Annotated in this window: 19 protein-coding genes; 13 read left to right on the top strand and 6 right to left on the bottom strand. The window is 40.6% G+C overall.

The features are described from left to right. The first annotated feature begins 55 nt into the window (after window positions 1–55). The 5 genes from ftsN (at window position 56) to rraA (ending at window position 4,473) form a co-directional block, all read left to right on the top strand. Window positions 56–853, top strand: coding sequence for a cell division protein FtsN (gene ftsN / locus C0T34_RS12980; protein WP_109850280.1), 798 nt, complete (start codon window positions 56–58; stop codon window positions 851–853). Between the two features lie 114 nt (window positions 854–967). Then, window positions 968–1,498: an ATP-dependent protease subunit HslV gene (gene hslV, locus C0T34_RS12975; protein WP_006534149.1), complete on the top strand. Its 531-nt coding sequence runs from the start codon at window positions 968–970 to the stop codon at window positions 1,496–1,498. A gap of 12 nt (window positions 1,499–1,510) precedes the next feature. Further along, window positions 1,511–2,845: an HslU--HslV peptidase ATPase subunit gene (gene hslU / locus C0T34_RS12970; RefSeq protein WP_075672990.1), complete on the top strand. Its 1,335-nt coding sequence runs from the start codon at window positions 1,511–1,513 to the stop codon at window positions 2,843–2,845. A gap of 97 nt (window positions 2,846–2,942) precedes the next feature. Then, complete coding sequence (locus C0T34_RS12965) at window positions 2,943–3,860, top strand: 1,4-dihydroxy-2-naphthoate polyprenyltransferase (RefSeq protein WP_098941445.1); 918 nt, start codon at window positions 2,943–2,945, stop codon at window positions 3,858–3,860. Window positions 3,861–3,969: 109 nt separating this feature from the next. Then, window positions 3,970–4,473 carry a ribonuclease E activity regulator RraA gene (gene rraA / locus C0T34_RS12960; RefSeq protein WP_098941446.1) on the top strand — a complete coding sequence of 168 codons (504 nt, stop codon included), beginning with the start codon at window positions 3,970–3,972 and terminating at the stop codon, window positions 4,471–4,473. 94 nt (window positions 4,474–4,567) lie between these two features. Here the strand turns inward: rraA and zapB are convergent, their stop codons facing one another. Beyond that, window positions 4,568–4,810, bottom strand: coding sequence for a cell division protein ZapB (gene zapB / locus C0T34_RS12955; protein WP_036933299.1), 243 nt, complete (start codon window positions 4,808–4,810; stop codon window positions 4,568–4,570). Between the two features lie 294 nt (window positions 4,811–5,104). Here zapB and C0T34_RS12950 point away from each other — a divergent pair, with 294 nt between their 5' ends. Together C0T34_RS12950 and glpK are read left to right on the top strand one after the other, a co-directional pair. Then, window positions 5,105–5,920, top strand: coding sequence for an MIP/aquaporin family protein (locus tag C0T34_RS12950; protein ID WP_075672993.1), 816 nt, complete (start codon window positions 5,105–5,107; stop codon window positions 5,918–5,920). Between the two features lie 42 nt (window positions 5,921–5,962). Then, window positions 5,963–7,495, top strand: coding sequence for a glycerol kinase GlpK (gene glpK, locus C0T34_RS12945; protein ID WP_098941447.1), 1,533 nt, complete (start codon window positions 5,963–5,965; stop codon window positions 7,493–7,495). Between the two features lie 102 nt (window positions 7,496–7,597). Here the strand turns inward: glpK and emrD are convergent, their stop codons facing one another. Beyond that, window positions 7,598–8,782, bottom strand: a complete 1,185-nt coding sequence (emrD, locus tag C0T34_RS12940) for a multidrug efflux MFS transporter EmrD (RefSeq protein ID WP_098941448.1) — start codon at window positions 8,780–8,782, stop codon at window positions 7,598–7,600. Window positions 8,783–9,119: 337 nt separating this feature from the next. On the opposite strand from emrD, the gene fpr reads away from it, so the two are divergent. Further along, window positions 9,120–9,866: a ferredoxin--NADP(+) reductase gene (gene fpr / locus C0T34_RS12935; protein WP_098941449.1), complete on the top strand. Its 747-nt coding sequence runs from the start codon at window positions 9,120–9,122 to the stop codon at window positions 9,864–9,866. Window positions 9,867–9,931: 65 nt separating this feature from the next. Here the strand turns inward: fpr and C0T34_RS12930 are convergent, their stop codons facing one another. Beyond that, window positions 9,932–10,363: a DUF805 domain-containing protein gene (locus tag C0T34_RS12930; protein ID WP_098941450.1), complete on the bottom strand. Its 432-nt coding sequence runs from the start codon at window positions 10,361–10,363 to the stop codon at window positions 9,932–9,934. Window positions 10,364–10,460: 97 nt separating this feature from the next. Between C0T34_RS12930 and C0T34_RS12925 the strand changes: the two genes are divergently transcribed. Further along, window positions 10,461–11,096, top strand: coding sequence for a DUF1454 family protein (locus C0T34_RS12925; protein ID WP_109850279.1), 636 nt, complete (start codon window positions 10,461–10,463; stop codon window positions 11,094–11,096). A 106-nt stretch (window positions 11,097–11,202) separates the two neighbouring features. Next, complete coding sequence (tpiA, locus tag C0T34_RS12920; protein WP_069366847.1) at window positions 11,203–11,973, top strand: triose-phosphate isomerase; 771 nt, start codon at window positions 11,203–11,205, stop codon at window positions 11,971–11,973. Between the two features lie 105 nt (window positions 11,974–12,078). Here tpiA and C0T34_RS12915 read toward each other — a convergent pair whose 3' ends face one another. Continuing rightward, entirely contained in the window at window positions 12,079–13,080 is a 1,002-nt protein-coding gene (locus C0T34_RS12915; protein WP_109850278.1) for a sulfate ABC transporter substrate-binding protein, read from the bottom strand. Between the two features lie 263 nt (window positions 13,081–13,343). Next, window positions 13,344–14,321 carry a 6-phosphofructokinase gene (pfkA, locus tag C0T34_RS12910; protein ID WP_075673000.1) on the bottom strand — a complete coding sequence of 326 codons (978 nt, stop codon included), beginning with the start codon at window positions 14,319–14,321 and terminating at the stop codon, window positions 13,344–13,346. A gap of 533 nt (window positions 14,322–14,854) precedes the next feature. Between pfkA and fabG the strand changes: the two genes are divergently transcribed. Then, window positions 14,855–15,610, top strand: coding sequence for a 3-oxoacyl-ACP reductase FabG (gene fabG / locus C0T34_RS12905; protein ID WP_098941453.1), 756 nt, complete (start codon window positions 14,855–14,857; stop codon window positions 15,608–15,610). 142 nt (window positions 15,611–15,752) lie between these two features. Here fabG and cpxP read toward each other — a convergent pair whose 3' ends face one another. Further along, complete coding sequence (cpxP, locus tag C0T34_RS12900) at window positions 15,753–16,304, bottom strand: cell-envelope stress modulator CpxP (RefSeq protein WP_098941454.1); 552 nt, start codon at window positions 16,302–16,304, stop codon at window positions 15,753–15,755. 186 nt (window positions 16,305–16,490) lie between these two features. Here cpxP and cpxR point away from each other — a divergent pair, with 186 nt between their 5' ends. Next, window positions 16,491–17,189, top strand: a complete 699-nt coding sequence (gene cpxR / locus C0T34_RS12895) for an envelope stress response regulator transcription factor CpxR (RefSeq protein ID WP_023583423.1) — start codon at window positions 16,491–16,493, stop codon at window positions 17,187–17,189. 12 nt (window positions 17,190–17,201) lie between these two features. Then, entirely contained in the window at window positions 17,202–18,593 is a 1,392-nt protein-coding gene (cpxA, locus tag C0T34_RS12890) for an envelope stress sensor histidine kinase CpxA (protein WP_088494095.1), read from the top strand. The last annotated feature ends 378 nt before the right edge of the window (window positions 18,594–18,971 follow it).

Raw genomic sequence — 18,971 nt, 5'->3', positions numbered from 1 at the left:
TTAAGTAACATATCGTTTGTGATACCTATTCCTTTAATTATCAGCGAATCGAACTGTGGCACAACGAGACTATGTGGGACGAGGGCAGACATCTGCTCGTCGTAAAAAGACAACGAAAAGTAAAAGCAAAAAGGCTGCTAAAGGGCTGCCTTTAACAACGCTTATCGCGGCAATCGCTATTGTGGCGCTGTTTATCGGCGGCCTCTATTTTATTACACATAATAAAAAAGAAGCCGTAGAAACAACGCCGACTGTCACTGGACAACATCCAGCGAATAGCCTACCGCCAAAACCTCAAGAGCGTTGGCAATATATTAAAGAATTGGAAAATCGTCAGGTAGGTACGCCTTTACAACCTGAATATCCTTCATCGGGTAGCCAGATTAATCCGAAAGCAACACTTTCACCTGAGCAGTTGCGTTTTTTACAACAAATTGAAGCGGATAAGCGCCAACCTGCCGTTCAACTGCCAGAAGTGCCTTACAATGGTGAAGTACCTCGCTCACAAGTGGTTGTAACACCACCTGCAATAACAACACCTTCTGTTGCACAACAGCCTGTACAAACTCAACAACCGCAAGCGCCTGCACCTGCGATTGTTACACCGACTAAACCTGCTGTCACTGAAGCAAACTTTTTAGTGCAATGCGGTTCATTTAAAAATACCGAACAAGCTGAATCAGTAAGAGCAACACTGGCTTTTTCTGGTGTTGAAAGCCGAGTAACAAAAGGCAATGATGGTTGGATCCGCGTTTTATCAGGCCCTTACAATAAAGAACAAGCCAACTCTGTGAGTAGACAAGCAGCTGGAGCTGGCGTATCAGGTTGTATTCTTCGCTCTTCTGGGGGTTGAAAAATAAATTTTCTCCCCCACCTATAATTCTAATTCACACAACGGGCCGTGCTTTATCTTAAATAAAGGCACTTCCCGTCTCACTTTTTTATTGATTAAACCAGGGGCTGACTCATGACTACAATCGTAAGTGTTCGCCGTAAGGGCCAAGTTGTAATCGGTGGTGATGGACAGGCGACGATGGGTAATACCGTCATGAAGGGCAATGTTCGCAAAGTACGCCGTCTTTATAACGACAAAGTCATTGCGGGATTTGCTGGCGGCACTGCTGATGCTTTTACTCTTTTTGAACTGTTTGAGCGCAAATTAGAACTTCACCAAGGGCATTTAACAAAAGCTGCGGTAGAACTTGCTAAAGATTGGCGCACAGACAGAATGCTACGCAAATTAGAAGCGTTGCTTGCTGTTGCAGATGAAAATACATCTCTTATCATCACGGGTAATGGTGATGTGGTTCAACCAGAAAACGATTTAATTGCTATCGGTTCTGGTGGCCCTTATGCACAAGCAGCGGCTAGAGCTATGCTAGAAAATACCGAACTCTCTGCACGAGAAATTGCTGAAAAAGCACTTAGCATCGCTGGAGATATCTGTATTTACACTAACCATAATGTCAACTTTGAAGAACTCTCTTCAAAAGAGTAAGGATTAGAGAGCATGTCTGAAATGACTCCTCGCGAGATTGCCAGCGAACTCGATAGATTTATTATTGGTCAAGATAAAGCGAAACGTGCTGTGGCGATTGCCCTACGTAACCGCTGGCGTCGTATGCAGCTTGATGAAGCGCTGCGTCATGAAGTAACACCTAAAAATATTCTGATGATTGGACCTACTGGTGTAGGTAAAACTGAAATTGCACGCCGTTTAGCAAAATTGGCGAACGCACCTTTCATCAAAGTTGAAGCGACTAAATTCACCGAAGTGGGTTATGTGGGTAAAGAAGTTGATTCTATTATCCGTGATTTAACCGACTCTGCGGTTAAAATGGTACGTAGCCAAGCTATCGATAAAAATCGTTTCCGTGCTGAGGAAATGGCTGAAGAGCGTATCCTTGATGTACTTATTCCACCAGCAAAAAATAACTGGGGTGTAGCAGAGCAAGCATCAGAACCCTCAGCTGCACGTCAATCTTTCCGTAAAAAATTACGTGAAGGCCAATTAGACGATAAAGAGATTGAAATTGAGTTATCTGCAACACCAATGGGTGTTGAAATTATGGCTCCTCCAGGAATGGAAGAGATGACTAACCAATTACAATCTATGTTCCAAAATTTAGCAGGTCAAAAACAAAAAGCGCGCAAGATGAAAATCAAGGATGCGTTTAAGCTTATTGTTGAAGAAGAAGCCGCTAAATTAGTTAACCCTGAAGAGCTTAAACAGCAAGCTATTGATGCGGTAGAACAACACGGTATCGTCTTTATTGATGAAGTAGACAAAATCTGTAAACGTGGCGGACAAAGTTCTGGCCCTGACGTTTCTCGTGAAGGTGTACAACGTGACCTCTTACCACTGGTTGAAGGTTGTACAGTTTCAACAAAACACGGTATGGTAAAAACAGACCATATTCTGTTTATTGCATCAGGCGCTTTCCAAGTTTCAAGTCCTTCTGATTTAATTCCTGAATTACAAGGACGTCTGCCAATTCGCGTTGAACTTCAAGCGCTGACAGCAGAAGATTTTGAGCGTATTCTAACTGAACCTAATGCATCATTAACAAAACAGTATGAAGCATTAATGGCTACCGAAGGTGTGTCCATTAGCTTCACTGAAGACGGTATTCGCAAAATTGCTGAATCAGCATGGCGCGTAAACGAAACCACTGAAAATATTGGTGCTCGTCGTTTACATACTGTTTTAGAGCGTTTGATGGAAGAAATTTCCTATGATGCAAGTGAACGTCAAGGTCAATCAGTATTGATTGATGCAGAATATGTGAAACAGCATCTGGATGAGCTTGTAGCAGATGAAGATCTGAGTCGATTTATTTTATAATCAACTTGTGCGATCCTTATCAGCAATATTTACGTGGGAGGCTTGCCTCCCATTCTTATTTTTATAATAACAACGAACATGAGTATCGAATTTCAGCATGAGCTCTCTAAATTCCACTAGCCGGACTCAAGCCTGGCTTGAAAGTTTACGACCCAAAACACTCCCTTTGGGATTAATTGCCATTGTGACGGGTTCAGCATTAGCGTATTGGATGGGTCATTTTGAGCTACCTATTGCACTGCTTGCTATATTGACGGCGGGAACGTTACAAATCCTATCAAACCTTGCCAATGACTATGGTGACGCCGTAAAAGGAACGGATACTGAAGAGCGTTTAGGGCCACTTCGTGGAATGCAAAAAGGCATGATAACAGCAGCCCAAATGAAAAAAGCGCTGATCCTAAATGTTATTATTTCTTGTATTTGTGGTATTGCACTGATTATTGTCGCCTGTAAAAAGCCAGAAGACGCTATTGGCTTCTTAGTGATGGGTTTACTCGCTATTGTTGCCGCAATTACTTATACCGTGGGTAAACGGCCTTATGGATATATGGGACTGGGTGATATTTCTGTTTTAATTTTCTTTGGCTGGTTAAGCGTCATCGGAACTTATTACTTGCAATCCAATACCTTTGATATTGTTACTCTACTTCCAGCCACAGCCTGTGGTTTACTTTCTGTCGCTGTTCTAAATATTAATAATATGCGCGATTTAGAAAGTGATATTCAGGCAGGTAAAAATACATTAGCTGTTCGCTTAGGCCCTGCTGGCTCACGCACTTACCATACGTGTGTTATTTTTCTCTCTATTGCTTGCTTAATTATCTTTACCCTACTTTATATGCACCGCTGGACAGCGTGGTTATTTTTACTCGCTACCCCAATGCTTTTACTGCATATCAAGCGTGTGAATGCCGATCACTCCGGTGAGGCGATGCGTCCTCTACTCGAACACATGGTAAAAGTAGCACTACTAACTAACGTTCTTTTCTCTTTAGGTTTAGTTTTAGAATAATTTCACTCGATTGTTGATTTGACTCACTGAATTTTCAGTGAGTCTTTTGCCAACCGCCCCTGTTAAGGGATATACTGAGATTTCCTGTGGCAACCTGACGTAATCTCCTATGAAATATGATACTTCTGAACTCTGTGATATCTATCAAGAAGATATCAATGTCGTAGAACCGCTTTTCTCAAACTTTGGTGGTCAAAGTGCCTTTAACGGGCAAATTATCACCGTTAAATGTTTTGAAGATAATGGCCTGCTTTATGACTTACTCGAAGAAAATGGCAAAGGCCGTATTCTTTTGGTCGATGGCGGTGGCTCTGTTCGTAAAGCCTTAGTTGATGCTGAACTAGCGCAACTCGCTGTTTCTAATGAATGGGAAGGCATTGTCGTTTACGGTGCAGTACGTCAAGTTGATGCATTATCAGAGCTTGATTTAGGTATTCAAGCGATGGCAGCTATCCCAGCAGGTTGCCCAAGTGAAGGCATTGGTGAAAGTGATATCCGTGTTAACTTCGGGGGCGTTACCTTCTTCTCTGGTGATTATCTTTATGCTGATAACACAGGGATCATCTTATCTGAAGAGCCATTAGGCTTAGATGAAGATTTGATTGAAGAGTAATTGTTACTTTTTATCTGCATTCTTACGATTTCAATACTCAAAAGCCACCTAAAGGTGGCTTTTGTTTTCTTAGGCTTTAAGCAAACAAAGACAATTATTGCACGTCTTCCATTTTGCCTAACAGCGCGCGTAAACGCTCTTGCCAGCTTGATTGCTCTTGTTTCAGCTCTTCATTTTCACGAACAAGAGCTTCGCGCGATCCTTTCGCTTCTTGAACTTCTTGGTTCAGCGCATCATTTTTTTCTTTTAGCTCTTCGATTTCCATCTGTAATAACGTGATGGTATCAATTGCTTGTTGTACTTTTGATTCTAACTTCTCGAAAACTTCAAATGACATACTGTAATCCCCCATATAATCGATACTTCCGATTGTAAGTAGCCTATCAACAACTGTCTAGCATCTTCCGAGGAATTACATTCTTTTTTCAATTTATCAAAAACACTGGTCAGATCACATTACAAATGTCGATCAAGTCACTAATTAAGAGCGTTTTCACTCATTTTCTTGATGAGACACACAAATTTCAATTTCGCTTATTCTCGTTTACGCTCATTAACGATAAATTCACAGTTATCTTTTCAATTCGAAAAGAATACTAACAATAAATAACCCTCTTTCAGGATAGAATATATGAGCCAGACGAAAACCTCTCTTATGGGTCAATGCATTTCTGAATTTATCGGAACTGCGTTGCTAGTCTTCTTTGGTCTTGGTTGTGTTGCTGCAGTACGTATTGCAGGTGCTCAACTGGGATTATGGGAGATAAGTATTATCTGGGGGCTGGGTGTTGCCTTAGCCGTTTATCTTACCGCCGGCACCTCTGGTGCACACCTGAACCCTGCTGTTACCGTTGCGTTTTGGCTATTTGCTTGCTTTGAACGCAGAAAAGTTGTTCCTTATATTATTGCACAAATGTTAGGTGGCTTCTTTGCCGCAGCCATTGTGTACTTTATGTACTACAATGTTTTTATCGACTATGAACAAGTTAATGGCATTGTCAGGGGCTCACAAGAAAGTCTCTTCACTGCCGGTGTATTCTCTACTTATCCCGCAGCTCAAATTTCCGTTGCACATGCCTTTGTTGTCGAAGTTATCATTGCCGTTATCCTTGTTGGCTTAATTTTAGCCTTAACTGATGATGGTAACGGTGTACCTAAAGGCCCATTAGCACCTTTATTAATTGGTATCTTAATTGCCGTAATCGGTGGTGCATTTGGTCCACTAACCGGATTCGCCTTAAACCCAGCTCGTGACTTTGGTCCAAAACTGGTTGCGTACTTTGCTGGCTGGGGTGATATTGCGCTGACTGGTGGACGTGATATCCCTTATTTCTTAGTTCCAATGATTGCTCCATTTATCGGTGGTATCTTAGGTGCATTGGCTTACCGTAAATTAATTGGCCGTCACTTACCTTGCGATACCTGCAAAATCGAAGACGATAAATAAAATTAAGGGCAATATTGTTGATTATCAGAACAGGTTACTAACATGACAACAGAAACAAATACATCGAATACCGAGAAAAAATACATTGTTGCGCTGGATCAGGGTACAACCAGTTCACGCGCCGTAGTCATCGACCACGATGCAAATATCGTCAGTATCTCACAGCGTGAATTCACCCAAATCTATCCTAAGCCAGGCTGGGTTGAACACGATCCAATGGAAATTTGGGCAACACAAAGTGCAACCTTAGTTGAAGTATTAGCAAAAGCAGATATTCCATCCGACCACGTTGCTGGTATTGGTATCACAAACCAACGTGAAACCACTATTGTATGGGATAAAGAAACTGGTAAACCTGTTTATAACGCGATTGTATGGCAATGCCGTCGTACTGCGGATTTCTGTACTCGCTTAAAAGATAAAGAAGGTGTTGAAGAATATATTCGTCAAAATACGGGTTTGATGGTTGACCCTTATTTCTCTGGTACAAAATTAAAATGGATCCTCGACAACGTCGAAGGCGCTCGTGAAAAAGCCGAAAAAGGTGAATTGTTATTCGGTACTGTCGATACTTGGTTAGTTTGGAAAATGACACAAGGCCGCGTTCACGTTACTGACTTTACTAATGCCTCACGTACCATGTTATTTAATATCCACTCTTTAGATTGGGATCAAAAAATCCTCGATCTGCTGGATATTCCTCGCAATATGCTACCAAAAGTGGTGGCATCTTCTGAAGTTTATGGCCAAACAAACATTGGTGGTAAAGGTGGTACACGTATTCCTATCGCAGGTATGGCAGGTGACCAACAAGCTGCACTCTATGGCCAACTTTGCGTACAAAGCGGTATGGCGAAAAATACCTATGGTACAGGTTGCTTCTTACTGATGAACACAGGTAAAGAAGCCGTTCGCTCTAATCATGGCTTGTTAACAACAATCTGTTGTGGCCCTCGTGGTGAAGTAAACTATGCTCTAGAAGGTGCGGTATTCGTTGGTGGTGCTTCTATTCAATGGCTACGTGATGAGCTAAAACTGATTGATGAGGCCACTGACTCTGAATACTTCGCAACGAAAGTTAACGATACTAATGGCGTCTATGTTGTTCCTGCATTTACAGGTTTAGGCGCACCATATTGGGACCCGTATGCGCGTGGTGCTATTTTTGGTTTAACCCGTGGTGCTAACCGTAATCACATTATTCGTGCAACTTTAGAATCTATTGCTTATCAAACACGCGATGTGCTTGATGCAATGCAAGCCGATTCAGGTGCGCGTTTACAATCACTGCGAGTTGATGGTGGCGCTGTTGCTAACAACTTCTTAATGCAGTTCCAATCCGATATTTTAGGTACTCGTGTAGAGCGCCCTGTTGTCCGCGAAAGTACCGCATTAGGTGCAGCATTCCTTGCGGGTCTTGCTATCGGTTTCTGGAATGATTTAGAAGAAGTGAAAAACAAAGCGGCGATTGATAAAGAATTCCGCCCTGGCATCGAAACTACTGAGCGTAACTATCGCTATAACGGCTGGAAAAAAGCAGTTGCTCGCGCTCAAGAGTGGGAAGATCGCGCTTAATTGCAGTAAAACAGTTTGAGAGAGAAGTAGCCTAGGCTACAAAACCAAAATGCCGAGATTTTTTATCTCGGCATTTTTTATTTAACTTACTGTATCAGTCAATTAAATCGTATGCTCTTCATGGCTAAAACGATGAGCCAAAGGAAGCCAACAAAGTATAATAGCTACCGACATACCAAACATAATCATGCCTAAGCTAAATTGGTTATGTTGTGGCAATAAAGCTGAAAACCATGTTGCTACACCTGAACCCACATTTTGTAAACCACCCACCAGCGCACCTGCAGAGCCCGCTAAATAAGGGAATGGCTCCATCGCACCGGTTGTTGCTAATGGGAATAACATACCTGCACCAAAGAAAAACAGCGCCGCTGGCACCAGTAATGTCCAGATATTAATAATATTTAGCCAACCAGGTATCCACATTAAAATACCCGCAGATAAACAACAAAAAACAGAGTGCCACATCAGTTGTACAAAGGTTTTACCTTCACGACCAGCATACCAAGCCCCAAAAAATGCCGCAGGGATCGGTAAAATAAATAATATACTGATAGTAATACTATTTAATCCTAATACTCCCCCCATTAATACACCGCTTGATGCCTCAAAAACAGCAATACCAGATAATGCGCAAATCAACATAATCAAAAATGCACTGAAGGTACTATTTGAAAGCAGTAAGTAAAATGATGACAGCATCTTACGTTTTTCAACTTGTACTGGGCGCGTTTCTGGCATCCAACGATACATACAGAAAAGAACACTACTTCCCAATAATAATAAGAAGATATAACACGCATGCCAGCCAAAGAAGTGAGCAACAACACCACCAATCATCGGCGCTAATAGTGGGCTAACTAAGACGCCCATATTTAATAAGCTATTGGCGTAACGCAATGCAGTTCCTGTATATAAATCACGAGGTTGAGTACGTGTCATGACACCGGCAACACCTGTTCCCATCCCTTGTAAGGTACTTGCAATAACCAGTGTGGTTAAATTTTGCGAGAAAATTGCCACCAGCGTTGATAAGCAAAAGATCGTCATTCCGACTAAAATAACAGGACGGCGCCCTACTTTGTCGGAAATAGGTCCATAAATTAGCTGTGAAAAACCATAAGAAAAAAGATAGGCACCCATTACTTGCTGTACCGCCCCAGTGGGTTCACCAAAGTAAACCGCCATATCAGCAATAACAGGAACATAAATAGTTTGAGTCATTTGACCCACAGCAACCAGTGCAATTATCAATAATAATAAATTTGCATGTTCTAACTTTCTCATTTCTTTTCTTTGCTCAAGAATTTCAGATAAATAAATTAACGGACAGGCGCACACCACAGAGAATTTATAAAAATAAACTCCGCAAAATACATGCCTTTTCAGAATGAGACTAAGTTAACAAATTTGGAGAAATTTGCGAGATAGCCAGCAATTTTTGTATAAAGATTAATGTCAGAGAAATACACCATAGTTGTCAATATAAATGTACATATTGTGTCATTTATTGACAGATCCTTAGATTAATCACATCACCACACCATCTTGATAAATAAAAAGCCACTTCCTATTTAGAATAAATAAGCAACATAAGCATGTTTATCAAAAGGAGATAATCTCTATGGCTAATTGGGTGAATGGAAAAGTTACTCAAGTTCATCACTGGACTGATGCGTTAATGAGTCTCGTCGTCAATGCTCCTATTGATAAGTTTACAGCCGGGCAATTTGCAAAATTAGCGCTAGATATCGATGGCGAGCGAGTACAACGAGCCTACTCTTATGTAAACGCACCAGATGATCCCAATTTAGAGTTCTATCTAGTAACTGTTCCTGATGGAAAATTAAGCTCTAAACTAAGTGCTCTAGAAGTCGGTGATGAAGTACTGGTAACTGAGCAAGCCAGCGGTTTTTTTGTATTAGAAGAGGTTCCCACAGTAAATACGCTTTGGATGCTTTCGACGGGAACAGCCATTGGACCTTTTTTATCTATTTTGCAATTAGGACACGATCTTGAGCGATTTGAAAATATCGTTCTTGTTCATGCTGTTCGATATGCTCATGACTTAAGCTATTTATCTTTGATGGAAAAACTGGTTGAACGTTATCAAGGTAAATTACGCATTCAAACCGTTGTCAGCCGTGAAAATCATATTAGCTCATTGACAGGACGTATCCCTGCACTCATTGAAAGTGGCGCTTTAGAAAAAACGGTTGGCTTAACTATCAGCCCAGAAGAGAGCCATATTATGTTGTGTGGTAATCCTCAAATGGTCAGAGACACTCAACAATTATTAAAAGAACAACGGGAAATGCGTAAGCACTTACGACGCAAACCCGGACATATCACCAGTGAGCAATATTGGTAATAATACAAAAAATAAGGGTGAGTCTATTTATCTCACCCTTATTCATCTGATTTTAATAATATGAATTAACGCCAACGACGATAGTTCACTTGCTCTGCCTGTTTACCAAAGTAATTTTCACCGTCGTTACCAACGAATACACCGCAATCAAGCAACATGATCATCCCAATAAAAGAAGGAAGAAAGCGTCCCATTGCCCATTGCCAAAATGGCTCTAAACTACTGGTATCGGCTAATCCTAACATCACGGCAAGTAGGAGTAATAAAAGCCATATTCCTCTTTTATTTCTATCATGAAGTCTTTTTGTAAAAATTGCACATAGCGGATAAAGAATAGAAAGGAATACTATCCATATTACAGTGGTAGGTAATGGATAAATCACATCATTGATAATAAAGAGGCCTAAAAACAGCGCAAAGCAAGCACCCAAACCAGCCCAAAAGTCACGACGCCCAATTCGTCCTTTGAATGAAAATGCCCAATGTTGTAAGGTCATAAATTCTCAATAATTTACTTAATTTGTGAATTACACTGTCCATTTAGTATCAAATAATACAGACTAGCCAATAACAGCACAGACAAGCGGAGGACAGATGATAAAAGCAAACACACTTTCTACGTTATACCTGATAATCATAAGCATTGCTCTTTGTTTGCCAACTTCTGTTTTTGCAACAGAGATGTCTGTCGCACAAAAACAGCCTGCAAAGGATGATATTGCTTATCTTAAACAAGATGCACCTGTTTTTGAGATAACTATTCCGGAGCTAAGAGCAAAATTTAATCAACAAAATCCGTTGTTATCGCTTAATGAATATAAGATTATCACCAATCACGATATTGCGATCCCTCTTGTCAGAGCAGCAACACGGATCACGCCTTATCTCTATTCATCTGCAATACTAGAGCGCGGTAGCGAAAAAATAAAAAGTTTACAACTAACGCTGCTCCACACCCCTGATTCACCTGAGCTAGAAAAGATAAATCGTGAGATCACGACACAATACATTATTACTTTAGTCACTCAATTTGACTCATCAATAACCTCAGAGCAAATTCAAGAGGCTCTCAATTTATTTGCATTTAAAAATCAAACTTCTGATTACATTAGCCATGATGTGGGTGCAATTCGCTATATTATTGTCCATGAAAATGACCAATTAACAACCTTCGCCATTGAACCGATTAAGCTTTCTTTAAACAGCAAGATCGTTTCAGCTATTCCGTGATAAAAAACAAAGCTATTCTATTCATTGTTCTCTATACTGTTGTGCATCAACAGAATTCGTGTTTATTAGCAAACTAAATTTAAACCACTCGGTTGGAGGAAAAGTTATGCGCCATCCATTAGTCATGGGTAACTGGAAACTCAACGGCAGCATTCATATGGTTCATGAATTAATTGCTGCATTACGTAAAGAAGTTAGCGGTGTTGCAGGTTGTGATGTTGCTATCGCACCACCAGCAGTTTACCTATGCCAAGCACGCCATGAAATTGGTGGAAGCCGTATTGCATTAGGTGCTCAAGATACAGGTGTTAACTTATCAGGTGCTTTCACTGGTGAAACTTCAGCAGAGATGCTGAAAAACGTTGATGTTAAATACGTTATCATTGGTCACTCTGAACGTCGCACTTATCATAAAGAATCTGACGAGTTTATCGCTCAAAAATTCGGCGTGTTAAAAGAGTTAGGTTTAACACCAGTATTATGTATTGGTGAAACTGAAGCAGAAAACGAAGCTGGCAAAACTCAAGAAGTATGTGCTCGCCAAATCGATGCTGTGTTAAATGCACACGGTGCAGCAGCATTTAAAGATGCCGTTATCGCTTATGAGCCAATCTGGGCTATCGGTACAGGTAAATCAGCAACTCCAGCACAAGCTCAAGCTGTTCATAAATTTATTCGTGATCATATCGCGAAGAAAGATGCCGCTATCGCTGAACAAGTTATCATTCAATATGGTGGCTCTGTTAACGATAAAAATGCAGCAGAACTGTTTGGTCAACCAGACATCGATGGCGCATTAGTAGGTGGCGCTTCACTGAAAGCTGACGCATTTGCCGTTATCGTTAAAGCAGCAGCACAAGCTAAAGCGAAAAAATAATTTTTATCTTTCTGGCTGATGCCGTTAATTGATAAAAAATAGAGAAAATCACCTTACTGGATATAAAACAGAAGGTGATTTTTTTGTTTCTCTCACCTTTGATTATCAACGACGACTGATCTCATCAAATATGCCCCCTGTCGCAAAATGTATTTTCTGCGCGGATTGCCAATCACCAAAAACTTCATTAAGTGTAAATAGTTCTAGTTTTGGAAAACTGTCTTGGTATTTCTCTGCGATTACTTTATCTCTAGGACGATAATAATTTTTTGCCGCGATCTCTTGTCCTTCTGGTGAATAAAGATATTCTAAATACGCTGTGGCAATTTCTCGTGTTCCTCGTTTATCAACAACTTTATCGACTACCGACACAGTAGGCTCTGCAAGAATAGATATTGATGGTGTGACTATCTCAAACTTATCTGTGCCTAATTCATTAATCGCTAATAACGCCTCGTTTTCCCATGCAATTAATACATCACCAATACCTCGCTCAACAAATGTATTTGTTGCTCCTCTCGCACCTGAATCTAATACTTCAACTTGCTGATAAAGTGCTTTAACGAAGGCTTTGGCTTTTTCACTATCTTGATGATTGGCTTTTAATCCATAACCCCACGCTGCAAGGTAATTCCATCTTGCACCTCCTGAAGTTTTGGGATTAGGCGTAATAATTGAAACGCCCGGCTTAATTAATGAATCCCAATCAACTATTTGCTTAGGATTTCCTTTTCTCACCAGAAAAACAATTGTTGAAGTATAAGGTGCGGAGTTATCGGGTAATCGAGTGATCCATTGTTTATCGATACTTCCTCTTTGGGCGATCGCATCGATATCATAGGCAAGGGCTAATGTAACAACATCTGCCTCAATACCATTGATAACTGATGTCGCCTGCTTTCCTGATCCTCCATGTGATTGGCGGATAGTGACTTTATCTCCCGTTTTCTGCTCCCAATACTGACTAAATACTGGGTTATACTGCTGATAAAGTTCTCTTGTCGGATCGTAAGAGACATTCAATAATTGAATATCTTTAGCCCATAAAATATTAGAAAAAAGTAATGCTACTAAAGCTGCCGATAATAAACCCCATTGTTTAAACATATCTATCCATCCCCTATCGTTAAATATTTAACTAGGCTGACAGAAAGTTTTATAACGATGAAATAACAAAAAACCGATGGATATACATAACAGGAATATGACTATCAATATAAGGGGGATAAGAAGAAATAAAGAAGGATAGAGATCGTTAAGTGAAATGTTTTCACTCGAGAAGCTACTCTGACACAAGGAGAATGTATCAGAGCAGTTCACGAATAAGGATAGAACTCAGAAAGGCTCTGGTATTGCGGAAAATCTATTAATTAGTACAGTTTTTTCGCGGTTTCATACCAGTCAGCTTTAAAGACACGTTTCATATTCATAACCGCGTCAATAATATCATGGTGAACCAGTTTTTCGTTTTGAATACCAACACAACGACCGCCATAGCCTTCTAATAGCAGTTGTACAGAGTAAGCACCCATACGAGAAGCAAGAATACGATCGTAAGCAACTGGAGAACCACCACGTTGAATATGACCTAATACTGTTGCACGCGTTTCATGTTTAGTTTCAGCTTCAATAAAACGTGCTAATTCATGCACATCACAAACGTGTTCGGTAATTGCGACGATTGCATGACGTTTACCACGTTCAATACCTGCTTTGATTTCTGCCAGCAGTTCATCACGATTAAATGGTAATTCGGATTCAGGCAGAACAACAAATTCACAGCCCCCAGCGATTGCAGCAGACAGTGTTAAGTCACCACAGTAACGACCCATCACTTCTACGATAGAGATACGTTTGTGAGACGTTGAGGTATCACGTAAACGGTCAATGGCTTCAACGGCAGTTTCTAATGCAGTGAAATAACCGATGGTGTAGTCAGTACCAGCAACGTCATTATCGATTGTGCCCGGTAAGCCGATGCATGGAAAACCTGCTTCCGTTAATTTTTTTGCACCTAGATAAGAACCATCACCACCAATAACCACTAAGGCATCCAGCTCATTTTGTTTCATGTTTTCGATGGCAACAGCACGTACATTGTCTTCGCGGAATTCAGGGAAACGAGCAGAGCCAAGGAATGTACCACCACGGTTGATCATGTCTGACACGCTAAAACGGTCGAGTTTTTTCATGCGATTTTCGTATAGCCCCATATAGCCATCCATAATCCCATAAACCTCTAAACCTTCACTTAGTGCGGCACGAACAACACCACGGATCGCGGCATTCATACCTGGTGCATCACCACCACTTGTTAAAACCCCAATTCTTTTGATCCCATTGACCATGATTACCTCTGATTCTTATTCGATGTAATTATTGCAAAATTGTTGGAATAACTTTTTATCTCAATACCGGCTTGTCTGGTGTTATTTACCGATATCGCAAATGCTGAATTGATTCAACAATACCATTGTACGCATATTTTTTACCAGTTCATCATTATCGTACATTTTTTTTCATAAACTTGATGCGCATTAAACTAATCAAATAGCCTGTATAAAGATTATACTAGCCTATCCCAAATATGTTTCACTAATAAGTTAACACTTTTTATACAGACACTTTACTGCCTTTTTGCATTCATCTCAAAAAAACACTATTTATGCTAAAAAATAGCATCGGCATATTTTGATAAATATTCAGTTTTTCTCTTAAACGATGTTTTATCTGCCGTTTACCTTCCTATGTTGATGAGTCATCCTTTTAAAGAAAAAAATCGTCTGAGGTACATTTGTGACTTATGGCAAAGTTCTTTGGCTCATTCTTCTCTTTTTAGCCTAGACTGATACAGTAGAACTCTCACTTAATAGGAGGCTTTATGTTTGATTTAACGGGTAAAATCGCTTTAGTTTCAGGTGGTGCAAAGGGTATTGGCAAAGGTATCGTTATCGCACTAAAAAACAGTGGTGCAAAAGTAATTATTGCTGATATTGATGATGTAGCTGGTAATAAAACAAAAGATGAATTGGGTGTTGGTTTTATGCATCTTGATGTCACCCAGCAATCCGCCTGTGAAAAAGTCGTTGATGATGTCGTAAAAGAGTATGGCAAGCTCGATATTCTCTGTTCCAATACTGGTATTTTCCCTCAAGCAACAATTAAAGAGATGACAGAAGCTGACTGGGATAAAATGCATACCGTAAACTTAAAAGGCATGTTCTTTTTAGTAAAAGCCGCACTTCGTGTAATGGAGAAACAAAAACAAGGTCGAGTGATCATTACCTCTTCCATTACTGGTGCTATTACTGGCTATCCAGGCTGGAGCCATTATGGTGCGAGCAAAGCAGGACAATTAGGCTTTATGCGTAGCGCAGCTCTTGAATACGCACGCCACGGTATTACCATCAATGCCGTGATGCCAGGAAATATCCTTACTGAGGGTTTACAGGCTCAAGGTGAAGCCTATTTAAACCAGATGAAGGCATCAATCCCAACTCACACATTAGGTGAGCCAGAAGATATCGGCTACGCCGCCGCCTTCTTTGCGTCGAATGAAGCAAAATATATTACAGGCCAAACAATTATCGTCGATGGCGGACAGATTTTACCTGAATCGCCAGAGGCATTGTTGTAGATTTTGGGCAAAAAAAAGCCCCTCTCCAGAGGGGCTGCAAAAGACAGGGATGGTGTCTATGGCAAGGAAAAAACTTCGTTGTTGCTACTTACTCTCTAACTAGGTACATCTTTACTACACTCTTACTCAACTACTTACTAAATTAATTACGTGCGTCAAAGTCTGACATTTGCTGCTGGTAATTCTTTTCCAACTGCGCTTTCTGTTCTGGGGTTAACAATTGATACATCTGATTATGGACTTTTGCCATTTCTACATGGCGTTCAATCGCTTGTTTGTCCATATCTTGCATTTGTGCTCTTACAGCTGCCTCATCAAATTGAGGTGCTGTCACTAATTTGTGCATATTCTCGTGGCGTTGACGGTATACACCGTTATATCTGTCTTGATGATGCTGGCGCATTAAATCGCGCATTTGAGTACGTTGTTGCTCAGTTAATGTGATACCGTTAAACATACGTGATTCGGCATAACCGCGATCCATCATATGTCCACCGTTGTTCATCATATGGCCGCGTTGTCCGCGATGACCTCGATAATCACGGTCACCATGCATACCATAGCCATAATCACAGTGATAATTGCCATTATATTGTTGCTCAGTAGGCGGATTGGTGTTGGCGGTTTCAGCTAACACTACCGTCGGAGCTGCCAAAAACATTGATGCTAATGCAACTACTGCTACTTTACGCATTGCTTTCACTCCTAATTCGGTAATTTCATACCGACCTAATTAATGCTACCTAAATATGTGTAATTCTTTGCTATGTGGATTACTATACCGTTGCGGCTGCAAACTAGCGTCAGAGCGTGTAAAAGAACGTAAAGTCATAGATTCGCGCTATTTATTATCGTATTTTTCTCTTGGAGGAATTGACGAATGCATAAAATCTTATTAGTGGATGACGATCGCGAATTAACATCGCTATTGAAAGAACTGCTTGAAATGGAAGGCTTTAATGTTGTAATCGCCTCTGATGGCGAACAAGCACTTAAACTTTTGGATGCTTCTATCGACCTGTTATTACTGGATATTATGATGCCACGTAAAAACGGGATTGAGACACTCAAAGAGTTACGCCAAAATTTCCAGACCCCTGTCATTATGTTAACGGCAAGAGGTAGTGATCTTGACCGAGTGCTCGGCTTAGAGCTAGGTGCTGATGACTATTTACCAAAACCTTTTAATGATAGAGAACTGGTTGCTCGTATCAGAGCTATTTTGCGCCGTTCTAACTGGAGCGAACAAAAACAGACTGACAGCAATACATCTCCAACATTGCAGGTCGATAAATTACAACTTAATCCTGGTCGACAAGAAGCAAGTTTTGATAATGAACCACTAGAGTTAACAGGAACGGAGTTTACTTTGCTTTATTTACTTGCTCAGCATTTAGGGCAAGTCGTATCACGCGAACATCTAAGCCAAGAAGTTCTTGGTAAACGCTTAACACCGTTTGATAGAGCGATTGATATGCATATTTCTAATTTACGCCGTAAATTACCAGAAAGAACAGATGGACAACCTTGGTTTAAAACTTTACGTGGCCGCGGTTATCTGATGGTTTCAATAACTTGATAAATATTCTTTATGATAAATAGTCTGTCAGCGCGCATTTTCGCAATATTCTGGCTGACGCTAGCATTAGTTCTCGTGCTAGTTATGATGGTTCCAAAGCTGGACTCGCGCCAGCTTACCCCTCTTTTAGAGAGTGAGTACCGTCAAGGCGTTATGCTAGAACAACATATCGAAGCTGAATTAGCTCAAGATCCCGCTAACGATCTCCTTTGGTGGCGTCGATTAATTCGTGCCATTGATAAATGGGCTCCCCCTGGTCAGCGCTTAATTATTGTTACGAGTGAAGGCCGTATCATTGGTGCTCAACGTAATGAGATGCAGGTTGTCAGAAACTTTATTGGTCAATCTGATAACGCAGATCACCCTAAAAAGAAAAAATATGGTCGTTCTGAGATGTTAGGGCCATTCTCTGTCAGAGATGGTGAAGATCATTACCAACTTTACCTCGTACGTCCTTCAAGTAGCCCTCAATCTGACTTTATCAACTTATTATTTGATAAGCCGTTATTGCTACTGATATTCACCATGCTTATCAGCACGCCATTATTAGTATGGCTTTCTTGGAGCTTAGCGAAACCTGCAAGACAGCTTAAAAATGCAGCTGATGATGTCGCTAAAGGTAACCTACGCCCTCACCCTGAACTAGAGACTGGCCCGCAAGAGTTTTTAGCCGCAGGTACTAGCTTTAATCAGATGATAAGCGCACTCGAACGTATGGTTGAAGCACAACAACGCTTAATTTCTGATATTTCTCACGAGTTACGAACACCATTAACACGCTTACAATTAGCGAGCGCACTGTTACGTCGTCGTAGTGGAGAAAGTAAAGAACTAGAACGCATTGAAACTGAAACTCAACGCCTTGATGGCATGATTAATGATTTACTAGTTCTTTCACGCAACCAACATAAAAACGAGTTATTGCGCGAAACAGTAAAAGCCAACGAGCTGTGGGATGACATTTTAGATAATGCGAAATTTGAGGCTGAACAGAGTAATAAAACGCTACAAGTGACAACACCTCCAGGAGCATGGCCTATCTACTGCAATCCATATTCACTTGCTAGTGCATTTGAAAATATTGTTCGTAATGCCTTACGTTATTCAAATTCTCGCATTGAGGTTGCCTTTACTGAACAAAACCAAGGTATCACGATTATTGTTGATGATGATGGCCCAGGTGTTAGCCCAGAAGATAGAGAACATATCTTCCGACCTTTCTATCGTACTGACGAAGCAAGAGATCGCGAATCAGGAGGCACTGGCTTAGGATTAGCCATTGTTGAAACAGCAGTAAGCCAACATAGAGGCCATGTTAAAGCCGATGACAGCCCATTAGGTGGGTTAAGGGTTGAGATTTGGTTGCCAAGGGCTGGCGCTGGTAATAAATCACCAACAGCTTAATAGAGTAATTAAACTGTTGTATCAAAATATACTGCCATCTATTGAAGAATAGGTGGCATATTCTTTTTGTTAGCGTTTGCTGATGTAATTCAGAATGATCTGGCTGAATCGACGGTTATTCCAGTATTTATATATCTTCAATCAATGCTAAAATACCCAGCTATCACTTGACCGTCTGGTTTGAAGAGTCTACTCTCAGTGCGGTTTTTAGCATATTGATAAAGTATGCTTATATAACAAAACTCTTATATTACAAAAAGATAAGAGTTTTTCGAGATAAATTTTGGCGCTCTGGGGGCCGTAAACCCAGTGCGGTAGCTTTATATTCAATGCTATAAATATAGTATATTAATATTAGGGTAATTAAAGAACTAAATA

Origin of the sequence: Proteus sp. CA142267, from assembly GCF_003336825.1 — a bacterium.
GTDB lineage: Bacteria > Pseudomonadota > Gammaproteobacteria > Enterobacterales > Enterobacteriaceae > Proteus > Proteus terrae.
The sequence above is the reverse complement of the archived record's forward strand: the minus strand, read 5'-3'. Positions and strand labels throughout refer to the sequence as shown.